This window comes from Nakamurella sp. UYEF19 (assembly GCF_040546275.1).
Lineage (GTDB): Bacteria > Actinomycetota > Actinomycetes > Mycobacteriales > Nakamurellaceae > Nakamurella.
Map to the genome: position 1 here is coordinate 13,898 of NZ_JBEPNO010000033.1, position 17,970 is coordinate 31,867.

The window sequence follows — 17,970 nt, forward strand, 5'->3', positions numbered from 1 at the left end:
CTCAGCGGTCCAACGTCGCGTAGACCGCTGTAGCCGCGGAGCTGGCAGGGTCCGCCACGGCCTTGCCCCGGTCGTTGAACCAACCAACCATCACCGCCGCCGCACCCACCAGCAGCGCCGCAACGAGCGAGATGACCAACGTCTTCTTGCCGGATCCGGAGTGCTGGGAGTTGCCAGAGAAGGACCCGACCGCCCAGAAGGCGGCCCCGACGATGAACGCCAGGACGCAAGCCACCAGGGCCCACGGGATGATCCCGAGCACGATGCCCTTGAACGTGCTGAGCCCCGGTATGTCCTGCTGGCTCCCGCCGTCCAACGGCCCGGCCAGGTAGACACCTTTGACGCGATCCACGACCTCAGTCGTCCGAGCATGGATGTCAGCAAGAGGACCCATGGCCCCCGAGAACCAATAAGCCACAACGACTCCCCTGGGCTACGCAGCGACTGCCTCTTGCAGATCGCCTCTCTCCTCGGTGATTGGCGCGGCACGTCGGTGAGCAAGCTGAGACGCGGTGTGACGGTAGATCGGCTCCGGGCTCGAGCGTCCAACCGCAAGCGGACGGCCAAGGCCGACAGCACTTTTAGATACTTCTTCCCCGCTGGCTCCCGATTGTCGGGCCATCGCCCGTCCATCAAGGGCACCTGCGGTGTCACTGCGTGACCGGCTCCGCCGCCCCTTGACCGCCCGACTCCTTGCCCTTCCTTCGACTCTTGCCAGCGGGGAAGAAAAACGGTCAGCAGACAGCAGACCCGGACCCTTCCGGTAGCTGGGGTACGTCACATCGAATCGCCGTCATACGCGGCAAAACAGCGCACTACCTACGAAACGGAGACCGCCATGTCCAGTCATATCGAAATCGAAGGCAACCTGCCCGAAGACCCCGCCCTGGCCTACAGCGAGGCCGGTACGCCATGGACCCGCTTCAAGGTCATCGTCAACGACCGAATCAAGCAGCAGGACGACACCTACGCCAGGGGACCGGCCGTCGTCTACTGGGTCAAGGCCTTCCGTAACCTCGCCGAGAACGTCGCCAACAGCCTGGCCAAAGGCGACCCGATCCTGGTCACCGGCGAGTTGACGATCTCTGAGTATCGCGACAACGAGGGCGTGACCCGGACCGCCCGCGAAATCATGGCCCGACGCATCGCCGTCCCCCTCACCCACCGCGTGGTCCACCTGGCCCCGAAGCTTACCCATGCGGAATCCTCGGCCCTGCGGTAGTTCTCGATGTGGGCTCGAGAGCTGGTAGACGGCTCTGGATCGCTCTTGGCGCCTATCGGTGCTTGGCAGATAACGAAGCTTTACACGCCAAGCGAAGCTGTCCTCGTCGTCTGAGGTTCATGCCGAGAGCTGCGATCTCTTCCGCCGAGCTTGGCGGCTTGAGCCCGACCTGCAGGTGGTTAGTCCGCGGGCGTACTTGTCCGTTCCGCATCGTGTCGAGCCGATCAAGTCGGTGAACGGGTGCGTGGAGGGGGCGCGGGGCCTCACGCCGCTGCCGCACCAGACATGACGTGACGCCCTATCAGCGGCAGTGACCACCGCGCCGCGGCGTTGACAGCGAGGGCCAACGGCCAGCAACGTTGCGCGCCGGTCGCGTCTTCTGCTTGGCGGCGCGGATGATGACCGCATCGCGAGAGCAGGTGCGGTGATGAAAGAAGTGAGGATCCGACGCTGCCATCTAAAGCCGTCCAGGGGTACCCTCGGGGGGTACCGTATACTGGAGTCAGGGTAGGAACGGGCAGACAAGGACCGCAAGATGCACGGGTACAGCGCTCACAAGGACGACTACATCAAGCGGCTCTCCCGCGTGGAGGGTCAGATCCGTGGGTTGTCGCGGATGGTCGAGCAGGACCAGTACTGCATCGACATTTTGACGCAGGTGTCCGCCGCGACCAAGGCCCTGCAGTCGGTGGCCATCAAGCTGCTGGAAGAACACATGGCGCACTGCGTGGCCCAGGCTGTCGCCGAGGGCGGCGACACGGCTACGGCCAAGGTCAAGGAGGCCTCCGACGCCATCGCGCGCCTCATCCGCTCGTGAACTCCCGCTGACCCCCGCACGGATCACCCACCGAAGGAGAACCAGAATGTCTGAGATTCATCACCTTGACCTTGCCTCGACCAAGGCCCAGGAAGGCGGCTGCGGTTGTGGGTGCGGCACCCATGATCAGACGACGACCTCGAAGCCGGCATTCGGGTCAGGGACCGAGTACTACACGACGACCTTCCAGGTCGAAGGTATGACCTGCGGGCACTGCGTCGGCGCGGTCACCAGCGAACTGACCGACAGTGTGCCTGGCGTGCAGAACGTCCAGATCGACCTCGCCACCGGCGATGTCGTGGTCACCAGCACCGCTGCCTTCACCGAGACCGCCGCCGCCGCTGCTGTGGAAGAGGCCGGCTACCACTTCACTCCGGGCTCCCTGCGCTGAACCGGCCGCGCCGCCGCGCCGACCAATTTCTGAGCTCTCACGCGTTGACCGGCCCACAGATCAGGAGCAGCTGATGTCCGTTGCACCCCATGTCCTGCCCTCGACGGTTTCCGGTGAGGTCGCCCAGGAGCAGATCGACCTGCAGATCGGCGGGATGACCTGCGCCTCGTGCGCGGCTCGGATCGAGAAGAAGTTGAACAAGCTCGACGGCGTGAGAGCAACGGTGAACTACAGCACCGAGAAGGCGCAGGTCAGTTTCCCCGCCACGGTGCTGCCGGCGGATCTGGTGGCCGAAGTGGTCAAGATCGGTTACACCGCAACGCTTCCGCCGCTACCGCGAGCAACCGAACCGCAGGAATCGGCGGCGCCCACCGACCCGGTCCAGGTCTTGCGGCAGCGGCTGCTGATCTGCGTGGTGCTGGCAATTCCGGTGATCGTGCTGGCGATGGTCCCGGTATGGCAGTTCGACAACTGGCAGTGGGCCTCGCTGGCCCTGGCCGGTCCGGTGGTCATCTACGGCGGGCTGCCGTTTCACCGGGCGGCCTGGACCAATCTGCGGCACGGCGCGGCCACCATGGACACGCTGATCTCGATGGGGACGTTGGCCGCGTTCGGCTGGTCGCTCTACGCACTGTTCTTCGGCACCGCCGGGATGACCGGGATGCGGCACCCCTTCGCATTCACCCTGACCCGCGGCGACGGTGCGGGCAACATCTACCTCGAAGCCGCCGCCGGGGTCATCACTTTTCTGCTGGCCGGCCGCTATGTGGAGGCCAAGTCCAAGAGGGAGGCCGGGGCGGCGCTGCGGGCGCTGATCCAGCTGGGAGCCAAGGATGTCGCGGTACTTCGCGGCAACGTGGAGACCCGCATCCCCATCGAGCAACTGGCCGTCGGTGACCTGTTCGTGGTCCGGCCGGGGGAGAAGGTCGCTGCCGACGGCGAGATCACCGAAGGTCGGTCCGCGGTGGACAACTCGTTGATCACCGGGGAGTCGGTGCCGGTGGAAGTGGCGGTCGGCGATCCGGTGATCGGCGCTTCGGTCAACTCCGGTGGGCGTCTGGTGGTGCGGGCCGCCCGGGTCGGGGCCGACAGCCAATTGGCGCAGATGGCGAAGCTGGTCACCGATGCGCAGAACGGCAAGGCGCAGGTGCAGCGACTGGCGGATCGGATCTCAGGCATCTTCGTGCCCGTCGTCATCGCCCTGGCCGTGGCGACCCTGGCGTTCTGGGTGATCATCGGGGCGGGGGCTGCGGCGGCGTTCACCGCCGCCGTGGCGGTGCTGATTGTCGCGTGTCCTTGCGCGTTGGGCCTGGCCACCCCGACGGCGTTGATGGTCGGCACCGGCCGCGGAGCCCAGCTGGGCATTCTGATCAAAGGCCCCGAGGTGCTGGAGTCAACTCGGCGGGTGGAGACGATCGTGCTGGACAAGACCGGCACCATCACCACCGGCCGGATGACGCTGATCGGTATAGAAATCACCGACACCGTTGACACCGCCGACACCGATCCGGAAATGAGTACGCAGCACATCCTGCGGTGGGCCGGCGCGTTGGAATCGGCCTCGGAGCATCCGATCGGTCGAGCGATCGCCGCCGCGGCCCGAGCCGATCACCCGGATCTTCCGCCCGTGCAGGACTTCCTCAACGTCGAGGGGCTAGGGGTGCAGGGCATCGTGGACGGCCACGGCGTGCTGGTCGGGCGGCCGGTGCTGCTGGAGCGGTGGGCAAGTCCGCTGAATCAGCAACTGGCGCAGGCCAAAACCGACGCCGAGGCTGCCGGTGCCACCGTCGTGGCGGTCGCGGTCGACGGCATCCCGGTCGCTGTGATCAAACTTGCCGACACGATCAAGCCCTCCAGCAATGCGGCGATCGACCAGTTCCGCCGTCTGGGGCTGACCCCGATGCTGCTCACGGGGGACAACCAGCGGGTCGCCAACGAAGTTGCCACTGAGGTCGGGATCCTTCCCCAGCATGTGATGGCCGAGGTGTTGCCGGCGCAGAAGGTGCAGGCCATCAAGGACCTGCAGGCCCAGGGGCGGGTGGTGGCGATGGTCGGCGATGGTGTGAACGATGCCGCGGCGTTGGCCCAGGCTGATCTGGGCCTGGCCATGGGCACCGGTAGCGATGTGGCCATCGAGGCCGCTGATCTGACCTTGGTGCGCGGGGACCTGCGGGTGGCAGGAGATGCGATCCGACTGTCCCGCCGGACCCTGGCCATCATCAAGGGCAACCTGTTCTGGGCGTTCGCCTACAACGTTGCTGCCATTCCGCTGGCCGCCGCAGGTCTGCTGAACCCGATGATCGCGGGCGCGGCGATGGCGTTCAGTTCCATCTTCGTGGTCACCAACAGCCTGCGGCTTCGGCGTTTCGCTCCCGCCAGGAGCGACCCGCCCACCCGCTGACTGCTGCGTCATCGGCAGCGGTTAAGTGGACCTGCTCGATGCGAAACGATCACCCAGCAGGTGTCCGAAGGCCACCGCACCACCACCGCGGCGAGCAACTCTCTGAACCACGTTGCCGGGTAGTGACCCGGCTCCGAGCTCGCGTCGGATAAATCCTTTTTGGTCCCGTGATTGATAGTTGCTCAGGAGATTGTCAGTGACAGATCGCCCGTTCCGGTTCTTCATCGCCCTCACCGTGGTGGCGGGGCTGCTGGCGGCATGCACCAGCCAGGCCGGCTCACCATCTACCGTCACCCGACAGGTGACCGTCGCGCCGTCCTCACCTACCGGCAAGGCGGCAGCGGGGCACGAACCCTCGGCTGCCACCACGCCCACCGGCCAGCCCGGCGCAACCACCAGCCAGCCCGCCACCAACCACCCACGGATCACGGCCCCGGCGCACCCCACCACAACGTCACATGCCCCCGTAGCCGGGGCGCAGCCCGACGGGTTCGTCCCGACCAAACTCAAGCCCGGGCAGAAGGCACCGCAGTTCATCGTGGTCAGCTTCGACGGCGTCGGCTGGCACGAGAAGTGGCAGTACTTCAACAGCATCTCCAGCCAGGTGCCGTTCCACTTCACCGGATTCCTGACCGGGCTGTACCTGCTGAGCGACAAAACGAAGGACAAGTACCAGGGCCCAGGCCACGGCGTGGGGAAATCCTCGGTCGGCTGGACCGCGCCGGCAGACGTGCCGGTCCAGGTCGCCGACCTGAACCAGGCGTACCGGTCGGGCAACGAGATCGGCAGTCACTTCAACGGCCACTTCTGCGCCGGCGACGGACCCAGCGGAAACGACTGGTCCACCGGGCAGTGGAACAACGAACTCGACCAATTCATGAACCTGATCACCAATGTCCGCAGCAACAACGCACTGCCCGGGCCGGGTCTGGCCTTTGGCCCCAGCGAGGTGATCGGCGAGCGCACCCCGTGTCTGGAGGGCACACCGGAGCAGCTCTACCCAGCCCTGACAGCACACCACATGACCTACGACTCCTCGTTCACCCGCCGCGGAATCTCCTGGCCGACGCAATCCAAGCAGTACAAGATCTGGCAGATGGGGATGGCCGAATTCCCGGTGCACGGCACCAGCCACTTCCAGGTCACGATGGACTACAACTTCTACTACACCCAACGGGGGGCGACCAGCAAAGGTGTCACCCCGGCGCAGTCCGCTGTCGATTCGGCTCAGGTACAGGCCACCTACCAGGACATGTACAACGCCACCACCGCCGGGAACCGCGCCCCGTTGATTCTGGGCAACCACTTCAACGACTGGAACAACAACGCATACACCACCGCCCTCGGCGGGTTCCTGCTGGCCAACTGCGGCAAACCGGACACTGTCTGCGTGCCCTTCCGGGATGTCGTGGCCTGGATGAAACTGCAAGACCCCGCCGTGTTGGCGTCGCTGCAGAACCAAGCCCCGGAACTGGGTCCGCGGATCAAATGAGCGCGGCCGAGCGACACCGTCCACCTCTCCAGGCTTGCAACGAGATCACCGCAAACAGCACACATCTGACAATCACCTGGCACACGGACCCGACGTTGTGGCGCAATGCCAGACACGTTGCCGGCCGGTGCGCCGAGTGTTTTTCCCACCGACCCGGTGACATACCCGCGTCTCGTTTTGTCATGAGCACCACCGCCGAATTTATACCCCCCAGGGGTATAATCCGGGGCAGGCGAGGCGAAAGAGGTCCCGGGAGGCAATCGGCGTGACGGCGTTGATGGGCCTGGCCAGCATGGCCTTGGTGGCGTTGGCCGGGATCGCTGGTGCGTGGGGGGCGCACCGGTGGTTCACCGCGGGGCGGGCGACCGATCCCGACGTGTTGCCGTTTCTGTCCGGTTTCCCGCCGGCGGCGCACGCGCTGTCGCGTTACCACGTCCGCTGGTATCCGTTGACGTTGCTGTTCCTGGCTTTCGACGTGGAGATGCTGTTCATGTATCCGTGGGCGGTGGTGGTCGCCGAGGTCGGCGCGAGCGCAGTGATCGAAATGTTCGTGTTCCTGGCCCTGCTGATGGCCGGGGTGTTCTGGGCTTACCGCGAGGGGGCGCTGCGGTGGGTGTGAGAGAACGGATCACCGCGCTGGCCCTGCGCGAGGTGCATGTGATGCTGATCGAGCGACCCGGTGGGGCGCTGACCCGGATCGCCGCGGAGCGGTCACTGGCGGCCCGCGGCTGGCGGGTCGCCGGCTCCGCCGCCGACGCCGATGCACTGCTGTGCTGCGGGGAACCCGGCCCGGAGCTGGAACCGCTGGTGCAAGCGTTGTTCGTCCAGCTCCCCCGACCGCGGGCCGAAGGACGGGCCCAAGATCCGGGTGAAGTGGCCGCGGCGCTGGATCAGATCGCCGCCTCGTTGCAGTCCGGTGATGTCGCTGCCCTGCCGGCCCAGTACCAGCCGGCCCCAGCCGAGCACGGCGATCAGCCGGCAGCCCCGGACGCCGACACCGACATGAGCGACGGCGACGGCGACCACACCGAGACCGCCATGGATATGGACATGGGAGGCGACGACATGGACCACTCCGACATGGATATGGACATGGGCGGAATGGACATGTCGGGGCCCGGTGGTATTCCGCTGGCCAGCGGTGATCAGGACCGGGACGGTCTGGAGATGGATGTGTTGGCGGTGCGGCTCGGTCCGGTGCTGCCGGCATGGCCGGCCGGGCTGGTGCTATCGGTCACCCTGGCCGGCGACCTGATCAGCGACTGCCACGCGGACACCCTCGGCCTGGAAGCCGAAGGCGTTCTGCCGCTGCCGGTATCGCGGCGGGAGCAGGCCGCGCTGGTCGCGGACCGGATCAGCTGGCTCCTGCTGCTGGCTGGCGCCCGACGGGCCGAGCGCCGACTGCGGCAGGTCCGCGACGGGCTTTTGGACGACGCCGAGATCCCCTGGTGCACCGAGCAATTGCGGCAGCTGACCCGGCAGGTGTCGCGGTCGCTGCGCTGGTCGCTGCGGGACCTGGGCCGGATCGATCAGGACGCCCCGCAGGACGCGGGCGGGCCGCTGGACTGGTCCGGTGACGTCCTTGACCGATTGCACCGGCGACTGGCCGGCCTGTCCGGCATGGTCGCCGCACTGGCCGATCCCGCTGCGTTGCGTGATGCACCCGACAGGGCGTCGATGACTCGGGCCGGGCTGGATCTGGTCTGCGATGCGGTCTGCGGACTGGATCTGGGGGCGGCTCGGCTGGTCATCGCCAGCATCGACATCGACCTGACCGGCCGGATCGGAAGCCACCCGGCTGCGGTGTCGGCCGGTTCCGGGGGGTCGTCGTGACGTTCCCGGCGAGCCTGGCGGCGGCGCTGGCGCTGGCGGTCGGCTTCGCCGTGGTCGCCGTGGTGCCGGCGGTTCTGGGCGCGAGGTTGGAGGATCCCGCGCCGCCCGGGGCCGGCCGGTGGCGGCGGGCCGGGATGGCGCCGTGGGTGCGGGTGGCCCGGGCGTTGGGTCAGCGCCGGGCCCCGACGCTGGCCGCTGACCGGCTGCTGGGCGCGGCCGCGGTGGTGGCTTTGCCGGTGGTCGCCCTGTTGATGGTGGCGCTGCTCCCGTTGGCCGGTTTCCGGCTGGCCGATTCGGCGGTGGGACTGGTCTGGTTCAACGCGTTGGATGTGCTGGTGTGGGCGCTGTTCTGGTTGATCGGGTGGGGACCCAACAGTGTGTATCCGCTAATCGGTGGTTACCGGTTCCTGGCCCAGGCGATGTCCTACGAGCTGCCGTTGATGTTCGCGATCACCACGCCGGCGGTGGCCGCGCACAGTCTCCGATTCGCCGATATCGTTGCAGCGCAACACGGTCTGTGGTTCGTGGTGTGGATGCCGGTGGCGTTCGTGGTGTTCTGCCTCGGCGTGGTCGGGTTCTCGTTGCTGCCGCCGCTGAACCATCCGGCCGGGGTGGACATCGCCGGCGGAGTCGGCGGCGAATTGACCGGGCTCGCCCGGCTGTCGGTCAGCGCGGGCCGTTACCTGTTGCTGACCGCCGGTTCGGCGACCGCGGCGACCATGTTCCTGGGCGGCGGAGCGGGACCGCTGCTGCCGGCCGCCGTGTGGTTGGTGGTCAAAACGCTGGCGGTGGCGTGCGCCCTGGTTGCGGTGCGCACCGTGGTGCCGACGATCCGCGCCGACCGGTTCGTGGAGGTCGGCTGGTTGGTGTTGATACCCGCCACGCTGCTGCAGCTGCTGCTGGTCAGTGTGCTGGTGGGCATGGGGGTGCTGCCGTGATCGGCGGAGGTTGGGTGGTCGGGGTCGCGTTCTGGGTGCTGGCCGCGGTGGCGGTGGCGGGCGGGGCAGCGGTGTTCGTGGTGGATTCGATGGCCCGGGCCACCTACGCGTTGGCGCTGTCGTTCGTCGCGGTCGGGATCCAGGTCATCCTGCTCGGATTGAACTACGTCGGGGTGATCGTGGTGCTGATGATGGTGATGGAGATGGCGATCATGGCCGTCTACATGATCATGTTCATGGGGATGAACCCGGCGCTGATGCCGATGAGCATGGTGCACAGCCGCCGCTGGTCGCTGGCCACGGCGATCACGGTGTTCGCCGTCCTGGTGGTCGGCATTGTGTTGACGCCGTGGCCGACGCGCTCCGGTGCGCCGGGCGCCGACACCACCGTGGAGCTGGGCCGGGCTTTGATGGAAGGCAAGATGCTGGTGATGATCGGGGTCAGCGCGGTGCTGCTGACCACGATGGTGGCGGGGCTGGTGATCGCCCTGCCCCGGGGTCGTTATGACCGGCTCGGCGAGGACCTGCACCGCCGGCCGCCGGCCGATCCGCAACCCGGCGGGGTGGGCCGGTGACGCTGCAAGGGGTCTTGTTGGTGGCCGCGGCGCTGTTCTCGATCGGGGTGTTCGGGGCGATCTCCCAGCAGGTGGTGGTGATGGTGATGATGGGTCTGGAACTGATGATCAACGGCGTCATCCTGGCCGCTGTCGCCTTCTACTGGTTCCTGTCCCCCGGCCCCTCCGCGCAGGTGGTGCTGCTGGTGGTGATCGCGGCGATGACCGTGGAGATGGCGATGGGTTTCGCGGTGGCCACCCTGCTGCACCGCTCCCGTGATTCCGACATGACCGACATGGCCACGGACCTGTCCGGATGAGCGGGCTCTGGTTGTGGCTGCTGATCGGTGTCCCCGGTGCGGCCGGGACACTGCTGGGTGTGGTGGGCCGCCGCGCGGACCGGGTGGCCCCGGCCATCGGCATGGTGGTCGGCGCCGGGGTGGTCATCGACGCGTTCGCGATGGCCGCGGGCGGGCCGGCGGTGAGCGCCCCGTTCGTGGCCGACGCCCGGTTCGCTCTGGCCGTGACCGGCCTGTCGGCGGTGATCGTGCCGAGCGTCGCGGTGGTGGCGCTGCTGGTGCTGGTGTTCGCGGCGGCCAATCCTGAGGGCGGGATCGCCGCGGCGCCGGCCCGGTTCTTCGGGTTGATGTTGCTGTTTCTGGCCGCGGTGCTGGTGACCGCGGCGGCGACGACGCTGCCGGCGCTGCTGTTCAGCTGGGAAATCATGGGCGCCACCTCGTATGCGCTGATCGGGTTCCGGTGGCAACAGGCCGACCGGGTGGCCGGCGGGATGGTCGCGTTCCTGACGACCCGCACCGCGGATCTGGGTCTGTATGTGGCGGCGGGCGCGGCGCTGGCCGGCGGGTCCATGGATGTGGACCGGCTGCCGGGGCTGACCGGGCCGTGGCGGGATGTCGCCGCGGCCGGGGTGCTGGTGGCCGGGCTGGGCAAGGCAGCGCAGCTGCCGTTCTCCTTCTGGCTGTCCCGGGCGATGTCCGGGCCCAGCCCGGTCAGCGCGCTGCTGCACTCGGCGGCGATGGTGGCGATGGGCGGGTACCTGCTGCTGCGGACCTCGCCGCTGCTGGCCGCCGTCGGCTGGGCCGGCACCGCCGCCGCCTGGGTTGGGGCGTCGACCGCGTTGGTGCTCGGCGCGGTCGCGGTGGCCCAACGCGATCTCAAGCAGCTGCTGGCCGCCTCGACCGCCGCGCAACTGGGATTCGTGGTGCTGGCCGCCGGGGTGTCGGCCACCGCGGCCGGGTCGGCGCAACTGGTCGCCCACGCCGCCACGAAGGCGCTGCTGTTCCTCGTTGCCGGGGCGTGGCTGGGCGCGCTGGGCACCAAGGCGTTACCTGCGCTGACCGGTGTGGCGCGGCGCTGGCCCGTCGTCGGCGTCACCGCCACGGTCGGTCTGCTCGCGTTGGCCGGGGCGCCGCCGTTGTCGTTGTGGGCGACCAAGGACGGCATCCTGGCCGCGGTGTTGGACGGTTCCACGGTGTTGGCGGTCATCACGCTGGCCGCCGCGGCGATGTCCGCCGCCTACGCCGCGGTGGTGCTGCGGATCATCTGGGCGCGGCCCACCCCCGACACCGGGCCGGAAATCAAGGCCCACTTCGACGAGGAGGAAACCGGCACCCGCCGGGTGCCGGCCGCGGCGCAGTCGGTGCTCGTGCCGTTGGCGGCGGCCGCCGCGGCCCTGGGGGTGTTGGTGTTCCCGCCGCTGGCGGGCCGGTGGGCAGCGACCGTCGGCGACCCGGGACGGCCGCAGCCGGGTGCGGTGGAGTTGGCCGGATCGGCTGTGCTGGTCCTGGTGGTCATCGCCCTGGTGATGTGGCGGCCGCCGCCCAAGCCGGGTTGGGCCGCCGGCTGGCTCGGCCTGGAAGGCGCCGCCAACGCAGTGATCGTCAGACCCACCCTGGCTGTGGCGGCCGCGTTGGCCCGGTTCGACGACGCCGTCATCGACCGGCCGGTCGGCGCGAGCGGCCGGGCCGTGCTGGCGGCGGCCCGGCTCGCCGACCGGGTGGACCGCTCCGGTGTGGACGGCGCGGTGACCGGGGTGGCCCGGGGGGCGGGGTGGCTGGGCCGGTTGGCGCGGCGCCCGCAGACCGGGCAGATCTACCAGTACTACCTGCAGGCCGTGCTGGTCCTGTTGGCCGCTGCGGTATTCCTGGTCTGGGTGGCATGAAGTGCTGACCGTCATCATCTTCCTGCCGCTGCTGGCCGCGGTGGTGCTGGCGCTGCTGCCGAACACGGCGGTCTGCGATCGGGTCGCCCGCTGGGCTTGGCTGGTGCTCACCCTGGTCGAGGTGGTGCTGGTCGGGGTGCTGTGGGCCGGCTACTCGGCCCCGCCAGCCGGGCAACTGGCCGCTGGGCAACACGTGGCGTGGCTTCCGGGTGTCGGCGTCAGCTACACCGTCGGGATCGACGGTCTGTCGCTGCCGCTGATCGCGCTGACTGCGGTGATCTTCACCGCCTGCGCCGCCTACGCGTGGCGGGAGCAACACCGCCCGCGGGCCCAGGCCGCGTTGTTCTGCTTCCTGCAGTCGATGTGCCTGGGCGTCTTCGCCGCCGGCGACCTGATCGTCTTCTTCGTCTTCTTCGACCTGTCCATCGTCGGTATGTATTTTTCGATCCTCCGGTGGGGGCACGGGCAGGCCGCCCGCTCCGCGCTGAAGTTCTTCCTGTACACATTTCTCGGGTCGTTGGTCATGCTGGCCGGGTTCATCGGCCTCTACGTCATCGCCGACCCGCACACCTTCGACATGGCGCAGCTGGCCCGGCAGGCCCCACACGGCGGTTCCGGCTGGGCCCGTGGGATTGTGCTGGCCGCCATCGTGATCGGGCTGGCCATCAAGACCCCGACCGTGCCGTTCCACACCTGGCTGCCGCCGGCTCACACCGATGCCCCCGCGGTCGGCTCGGCGGTGCTGGCCGGGGTGATGCTGAAGATGGGTACCTACGGATTCGTCCGGATCGCCATGCCGATGCTGCCGCAGGCCTGGCGGGAGTGGGCCTGGATCCTGCTGGCCGTCGGCATCGTGTCGGCGCTGTACGGGGCGCTGGTCGCGCTGGCCCAGAACAACCTGAAACGAATGATCGCCTACACCTCGGTCAACCACATGGGCTATGTGCTGATGGCGTTGGGCGCCGCCGGACTGCTGTCCGGCAGCACCACCGGCCGGCAGATCGCGGTGACCGGCGCCGTGGTCCAGATGGTCAGCCACGGCCTGATCACCGCCGCGTTGTTCCTGCTCGCCGGAGTGCTCCACGACCGGAAAGGCTCCTACTCGCTGGAGGACTACGGCGGGCTGGCGGAGCCGGCACCTCGCCTGGCCGGACTGATGGCGGTGGCCGCATTTGCCTCCCTGGGTATCCCCGGCTTCTCCGGTTTCATCGCCGAGTTCCAGATCTTCACCGGCAGTATCGGAACCGCGGCGGTGACCGCGGTGGCGCTGGTGGGCATCCTGATCACCGCGGCGCTGTTCCTGCGGGCCCTGCAACGGCTGCTCGTCGGGCCGGCGTCGGGACGTTCGGTGGGCTTCACCGACCTGCGGCGCCCCGAGATCACCGCCGTCGGCCTGCTCATGGCGCTCTCGCTGTTCATCGGCGTCGTCCCGCGGCCGCTGAATGACGTCATCGAGCCGGCGGCCCGCGTGGTCCTGGCCCAGGTCGATCGGTAGCGGCTGCCATGGACATGGGCGCGAGCCTGCCCCCGGTACTGCCGGAGATGACGCTGCTGGGCGGGGCGGTGGGCACCCTGCTGGCCGGATCGTTCCTGGCCCGGGACCGGCAGTGGATTGTCCGTAACCTGGCCATCGGGGTGCTGGCGATCTCCGGAGGGTTCGCCCTGGCCGGTCCGGGTGGCCTGATCCACCCCGGAACGGCGGTCTTCACCGGCACGTTCACCCCGGACGCCGCGACCGGAGCGGTGCGGCTCACCGTCATCGTCGCGACCCTGCTGGTCATCGGTCTGGGCCGCGCCGAACTGGCCGGGACACCCCGGGAATCCGAGACCTACACGCTGCTGCTGCTGGGCGGGTTGGGCGCCGATGTGGTCGCCGGAGCCAGCGACCTCCTCGTCCTGGCTGTTGGGTTCCTGCTGGCCAGCATCCCGTTGTATGCGCTGATCGGGATGACCCGCACCCGGGTCGCCGCCGAAGCGACCCTGAAGACCTACCTGCTCGGCGCGTTGCTGGGGATCGTCATGCTCGTCGGGGTGACCATCTTGACGTCGGCGGCCGGTGAGAGCCGCTACACCGACCTGACCGCCCGACTGCCCACCGCACCGGCTGGGCTGGTCGCCGCGGGCGCTCTGGCCGTCCTGGCCGGTCTGCTGTTCAAAGCCGGCGGGGTTCCTGGACACTTCTGGGTACCCGACGCCGCGCAGGGCGCCGGTACCCCGGCCGCCGCGTTCGTCACCACCATCCCGAAGGTCGGTGCGCTGGTCGCCATCTACCGGCTCGTCGAAGCGGTGCCGGAGGATGCGCACCTGCGGCTGCTGGTCGCGGTTCTGGCCGCGGCGAGCATGACCGTGGGCAACCTGGCCGCCTTCTTCCAAACCGACCCTCGCCGGCTGCTGGGCTGGTCCACCGTCAGCCAGGTCGGGTACCTGCTCATCCCGATCGCCGCCCTGCACCGCAGCGCCCTGGCCGAGCCGGCGCTGCTGCTCTACCTGGCCGGCTATGCGGCCAGCAACATCACCGCCTTCGCGGTCATCGCCGCCGAACCCGAACGTCGCACACTGGCCGACTACCGCGGCCTGTCCAGGCAGCGGCCCTGGCTGGCCGGTGCACTACTGGTGGCGCTGCTGAGCCTGGTCGGTACCCCACCCACCGCAGTGTTCGTCGGCAAGCTCACCGTGTTCACCGCCGGCTGGCAAGGCGGCTACGCCTGGCTCGTCCTGCTGGCGGTGCTCAACTCCGTGGCCAGCCTGTTCTACTACCTGCGCTGGATCGGCCCGGCGTTTACCTCAGACCGAACCGACCCGAATCCGGGCACCTCGAAGAAACCGCCGATCACCGCCCCCGCACCGATTGTCGGCGCCGCCGCCGTCCTGGTGCTCGGCCTGGCCGCCGGGCTGGTCCTGCGAGCAGTGACCGCAACGGGATGACGATGTTGCCAGCCCGTTGTCGGGCTACGCCATCGACGGGGATCCGGAGCCGTCACCGGATGCCGGCCGCACCTTTGGTCGACCATGATGCTGTCGGTGTCACGCCTTCGAGAGCCAGACGCCATATCGCCGCCCTTTCACATCCTGGAATGCCTGTGCCGGGTCTGAGCGGTGTGCACAATGAGGGGGTGAACGTGTCGATGGCATCTGAGCGCAACCGTGCGCCGGTGTACACGTTGGTTCGCTGGTTGCTGCTCGCCCTGGTCGGGGCCGGGGTGATCGGTATGCACGTGCTCAGCGAGCATGATCCCGGCGGCGGTCATGGCATGGTCATGGACACCACGATTTCCGCAGCCTCGATGGCGCAGCCGGCGGCGGCCCTCGAGCATCAGGCCATGCCCATGCACATGTACGTGAGCCCTGGTGGGTCTTCGGGCCCCGCTGTCAGTTCGGCATCTGATGCGTCATTAGTCGTCGCGGCTCCCACCAACCCGGGCATGTCCGGTTCGATGGCGATGTGTCTGCTGTTCCTCACCGCCGGCGGGGTGGCGATTGCCTTGCTGTTGATCGCTCACCGAGTTCGGCGGAGTTCCGTCGATCTCGCCGCCCGGCTCGGTGCGGCGTGGAGTTTCAGCCGAACAGGACCGCCCCCTTCGCTGCCTCTGCCGCATTCCCTGTGCATTTTGCGGGTGTAGAGCACCCACGCGCCTAGAACAATTGTTCGATGGCGTGTTTGGTGTGCCCCACTCACTCTCAAGATTGCAGGAGATCACCATGACCCAGACCTGTACCCGTATGGGTGCCCTCATCGCTGCCGCGGCCCTTTCAGTCGTTCTGGCAGCCTGCGGCACCACCAGCACGACCGCCGCAAGTGCGGCGAACACCTCCGCCAGCAGCACGGCCGCTCCAGCCACGTCGAGCACGGCGGCGGCGACGTCGACCTCTGGTTCGGTGGCGATGCAGCCAGGAGCCGACGGGCCGTTCAAGGCCGCGGATGTCACCTTCGCGCAGCAGATGCTAATCCACCATCAGGGAGCCGTGGCGATGGCTGACCTGGCACCGACCCGCGCTTCCAGTACCAAGGTCAAGGCGCTGGCCGCGCAGATCAAGGCGGAACAGACCCCAGAAATCCAGCAAATGACCGGGTGGCTTGCAGTCTGGGCGCCGCACCCGGCGATGTCCGGCATGTCCAGCTCGCCTGACGCGATGGGCGGCATGGCCGGTATGGGCTCTGACACCGGATCAGCCTCAGCATCCATGCCGGGCATGATGACCGACGCCCAGATGGGTCAGCTCACCGCGGCCACCGGGGCCCAGTTCGACAAACTGTTTCTGCAACTGATGATCGTGCACCACCAGGGCGCGCTGACGATGGCCAAGACCGAGAAAGCCGACGGCGGAAACACGGCCGCCCTGGCCCTGGCCGACTCCATCATGTCCAGCCAGAGCGCCGAGATCACCACCATGCAGGACCTTCTCAAGGCTTTGTAGCCCCCTCACGTCGCAGAACCGGCACGGGACACTTCCCCGATAGCCGGACCGTGCCGGTTCTGCGGCCCCATGGATCAACATCCCGGCGCCTTGCAGGCAACCCGGAGGTTCGGTGCCACCGACGCAAGGTGATGGCCCCGTGCCACACCCATCTCACCCCAGATATGCCCGACAGCAACAGATGCCTGCGCTTCCACTCCTGGCAGCGGCCGTGCCTGTACTGCCGTGTCTGTCGTGACACCCGAAGGACCAGTCATCACCATGACCCACCAATTCCGCTTCGCGCAGATCGCCGCGTTCTTGGCCGTGGGCGCGATTGCCCTGACCGCCTGCAGCGGTGGCTCGCAATCAGCTACCGTCACGGTCACCGTCGCGGCCACCGGACCCCCGACCGCGATCGGCCCGACTTCCACTGCCGCATCCGCACTCTCACCTGCCTCGAGCAGCCCGCCGGCGACGGGCACCCTTGCCCGGCTAACCAGCCCGGCGTCCTCACCAGCCGCCACGACGCCCGTCCTGCCGACGGCGGACCGCCCCACCATCAGCACCGTTCCCACCCCCCGGGCCACCGGTGTCTCCCCCATCACCCCGATCGTGGTGACCGCCACAGCGGGTACCTTGGTCGACCTGTCCGTCACCAACCCCGCCGGACGGCTCATCTCCGGCGACTATTCAACCGATGAAAAGACCTGGACGTCCAGCGAACCGCTGGCCTACGACCGCAAATACTCCATCGACGCAGTCGCAGCGACCGCTGCCGGCAGACGCAGCACCCTGACCACCCAATTCACCACCGTCAAACCCGCCCAGACCGTCTTCCCGTCGTTTTTTCCCAACCCGAAACTCACCACCGTGGGCATCGGCCAGCCGATGGTCGTCATCTTCGACAAAGCACCCATCAACCGAGCAGCGGCGGAAAAGACGCTGACCGTCACCACCGTGCCGGCGGTGAAGGGTTCCTGGTACTGGTGGGACAACCGGACCCTGCACTACCGGCCGCAAAACTATTGGACACCGGGGACCAAAATCACCGTCGCGGCCAAGGTCTATGGCGTCAACTTCGGCGGCGGAATGTACGGCGAAATCGACCGCACCCTCAACGTCACCGTAGGGCCGGCCAAAATTGCCAAGATCGACGACGCCACCAAGAAAATGCAGGTCTACATCGATAACAAACTGGTCCGCACCGTGCCGGTCTCCCTGGGCCGCAACCAAACCCTGGACGTAAACGGCAAGAAGATCTCGCTGGTCACCCCCTCGGGCATCTACGTCGCCCAGGAAAAATATGCCGTCCGGCAGATGAGCTCAGCGACCTACGGCCTGCCCACCAGCTACGACCTGGGCTATGACTCCAAAATCCCGCTCGCAGTCAGACTGTCCAACGGCGGCATCTTCATCCACTCCGCCCCGTGGTCGGTCGCCGACCAGGGCATCCGCAACGTCTCGCACGGCTGCATCAACATCAACCCCGCCGCCGCCCAATGGTTCTACAACACCTTCAGCTACGGCGACATCGTCCAGGTCACCGGAACCTCGACCACGCTGGCCCCCACCGACGGATTCAGCGACTGGAACATTCCCTGGGCCACGTGGCTGCAGGGCTCCGCCCTGTAGGCGCCGCGCAGCCGCAGCCCGTCAGTCGAGCGATCACACCTGGAATCCATCCTGGCGAGCGAGGATCCACTCCGAAAACGACCCCAGGCTCAGCGAACACGAAGGAAGTC

The 17,970-nt window shown here is 67.9% G+C and carries 17 protein-coding genes; 16 read left to right on the forward strand and 1 reads right to left on the reverse strand.

Annotation, left to right across the window (positions count from 1 at the left end):
* Position 1: 1 nt before the first annotated feature.
* Positions 2–352 carry a DUF6112 family protein gene (locus ABIB25_RS26640; RefSeq protein ID WP_354531550.1) on the reverse strand — a complete coding sequence of 117 codons (351 nt, stop codon included), beginning with the start codon at positions 350–352 and terminating at the stop codon, positions 2–4.
* Between the two features lie 486 nt (positions 353–838).
* On the opposite strand from ABIB25_RS26640, the gene ABIB25_RS26645 reads away from it, so the two are divergent.
* The 16 genes from ABIB25_RS26645 to ABIB25_RS26720 all read left to right on the forward strand — a co-directional run bounded on the left by ABIB25_RS26645 (position 839) and on the right by ABIB25_RS26720 (position 17,860).
* Positions 839–1,222 (forward strand): single-stranded DNA-binding protein, encoded by a 384-nt coding sequence (locus ABIB25_RS26645; RefSeq protein WP_354531551.1) that lies wholly within the window; start codon positions 839–841, stop codon positions 1,220–1,222.
* 535 nt (positions 1,223–1,757) lie between these two features.
* Entirely contained in the window at positions 1,758–2,039 is a 282-nt protein-coding gene (locus tag ABIB25_RS26650; protein WP_354531552.1) for a metal-sensitive transcriptional regulator, read from the forward strand.
* Between the two features lie 46 nt (positions 2,040–2,085).
* Positions 2,086–2,430 carry a heavy-metal-associated domain-containing protein gene (locus ABIB25_RS26655; protein WP_354531553.1) on the forward strand — a complete coding sequence of 115 codons (345 nt, stop codon included), beginning with the start codon at positions 2,086–2,088 and terminating at the stop codon, positions 2,428–2,430.
* 73 nt (positions 2,431–2,503) lie between these two features.
* Entirely contained in the window at positions 2,504–4,831 is a 2,328-nt protein-coding gene (locus ABIB25_RS26660; protein WP_354531554.1) for a heavy metal translocating P-type ATPase, read from the forward strand.
* 196 nt (positions 4,832–5,027) lie between these two features.
* The gene (locus ABIB25_RS26665; RefSeq protein ID WP_354531555.1) at positions 5,028–6,323 is read left to right on the forward strand and encodes a polysaccharide deacetylase family protein; all 1,296 of its coding nucleotides are present in this window, start codon (positions 5,028–5,030) and stop codon (positions 6,321–6,323) included.
* Positions 6,324–6,615: 292 nt separating this feature from the next.
* Entirely contained in the window at positions 6,616–6,942 is a 327-nt protein-coding gene (locus ABIB25_RS26670; RefSeq protein ID WP_354531578.1) for an NADH-quinone oxidoreductase subunit A, read from the forward strand.
* The gene (locus ABIB25_RS26675) at positions 6,933–8,156 is read left to right on the forward strand and encodes a hypothetical protein (RefSeq protein ID WP_354531556.1); all 1,224 of its coding nucleotides are present in this window, start codon (positions 6,933–6,935) and stop codon (positions 8,154–8,156) included. The genes ABIB25_RS26670 and ABIB25_RS26675 overlap by 10 nt, the downstream gene beginning before the upstream one ends.
* Positions 8,153–9,094: a complex I subunit 1 family protein gene (locus tag ABIB25_RS26680; RefSeq protein ID WP_354531557.1), complete on the forward strand. Its 942-nt coding sequence runs from the start codon at positions 8,153–8,155 to the stop codon at positions 9,092–9,094. Before ABIB25_RS26675 ends, ABIB25_RS26680 begins: the two co-directional genes overlap by 4 nt.
* Positions 9,091–9,669, forward strand: a complete 579-nt coding sequence (locus ABIB25_RS26685) for an NADH-quinone oxidoreductase subunit J (RefSeq protein ID WP_354531558.1) — start codon at positions 9,091–9,093, stop codon at positions 9,667–9,669. The genes ABIB25_RS26680 and ABIB25_RS26685 overlap by 4 nt, the downstream gene beginning before the upstream one ends.
* Positions 9,666–9,968, forward strand: a complete 303-nt coding sequence (locus ABIB25_RS26690) for an NADH-quinone oxidoreductase subunit NuoK (RefSeq protein WP_354531559.1) — start codon at positions 9,666–9,668, stop codon at positions 9,966–9,968. The genes ABIB25_RS26685 and ABIB25_RS26690 overlap by 4 nt, the downstream gene beginning before the upstream one ends.
* Complete coding sequence (locus ABIB25_RS26695) at positions 9,965–11,830, forward strand: proton-conducting transporter transmembrane domain-containing protein (protein ID WP_354531560.1); 1,866 nt, start codon at positions 9,965–9,967, stop codon at positions 11,828–11,830. Before ABIB25_RS26690 ends, ABIB25_RS26695 begins: the two co-directional genes overlap by 4 nt.
* Before the next feature lies 1 nt (position 11,831).
* Positions 11,832–13,325, forward strand: a complete 1,494-nt coding sequence (locus tag ABIB25_RS26700; protein ID WP_354531561.1) for a complex I subunit 4 family protein — start codon at positions 11,832–11,834, stop codon at positions 13,323–13,325.
* Between the two features lie 14 nt (positions 13,326–13,339).
* A complete protein-coding gene (locus ABIB25_RS26705; RefSeq protein ID WP_354531562.1) occupies positions 13,340–14,755 on the forward strand; it encodes an NADH-quinone oxidoreductase subunit N in 1,416 nt (471 codons plus the stop codon).
* A 227-nt stretch (positions 14,756–14,982) separates the two neighbouring features.
* On the forward strand, positions 14,983–15,450 hold the full coding sequence (locus ABIB25_RS26710; RefSeq protein ID WP_354531563.1) for a hypothetical protein: 468 nt from the start codon (positions 14,983–14,985) through the stop codon (positions 15,448–15,450).
* A 79-nt stretch (positions 15,451–15,529) separates the two neighbouring features.
* Positions 15,530–16,246 (forward strand): DUF305 domain-containing protein, encoded by a 717-nt coding sequence (locus ABIB25_RS26715; RefSeq protein WP_354531564.1) that lies wholly within the window; start codon positions 15,530–15,532, stop codon positions 16,244–16,246.
* A 261-nt stretch (positions 16,247–16,507) separates the two neighbouring features.
* Complete coding sequence (locus ABIB25_RS26720; protein WP_354531565.1) at positions 16,508–17,860, forward strand: L,D-transpeptidase; 1,353 nt, start codon at positions 16,508–16,510, stop codon at positions 17,858–17,860.
* Positions 17,861–17,970 lie beyond the last annotated feature (110 nt).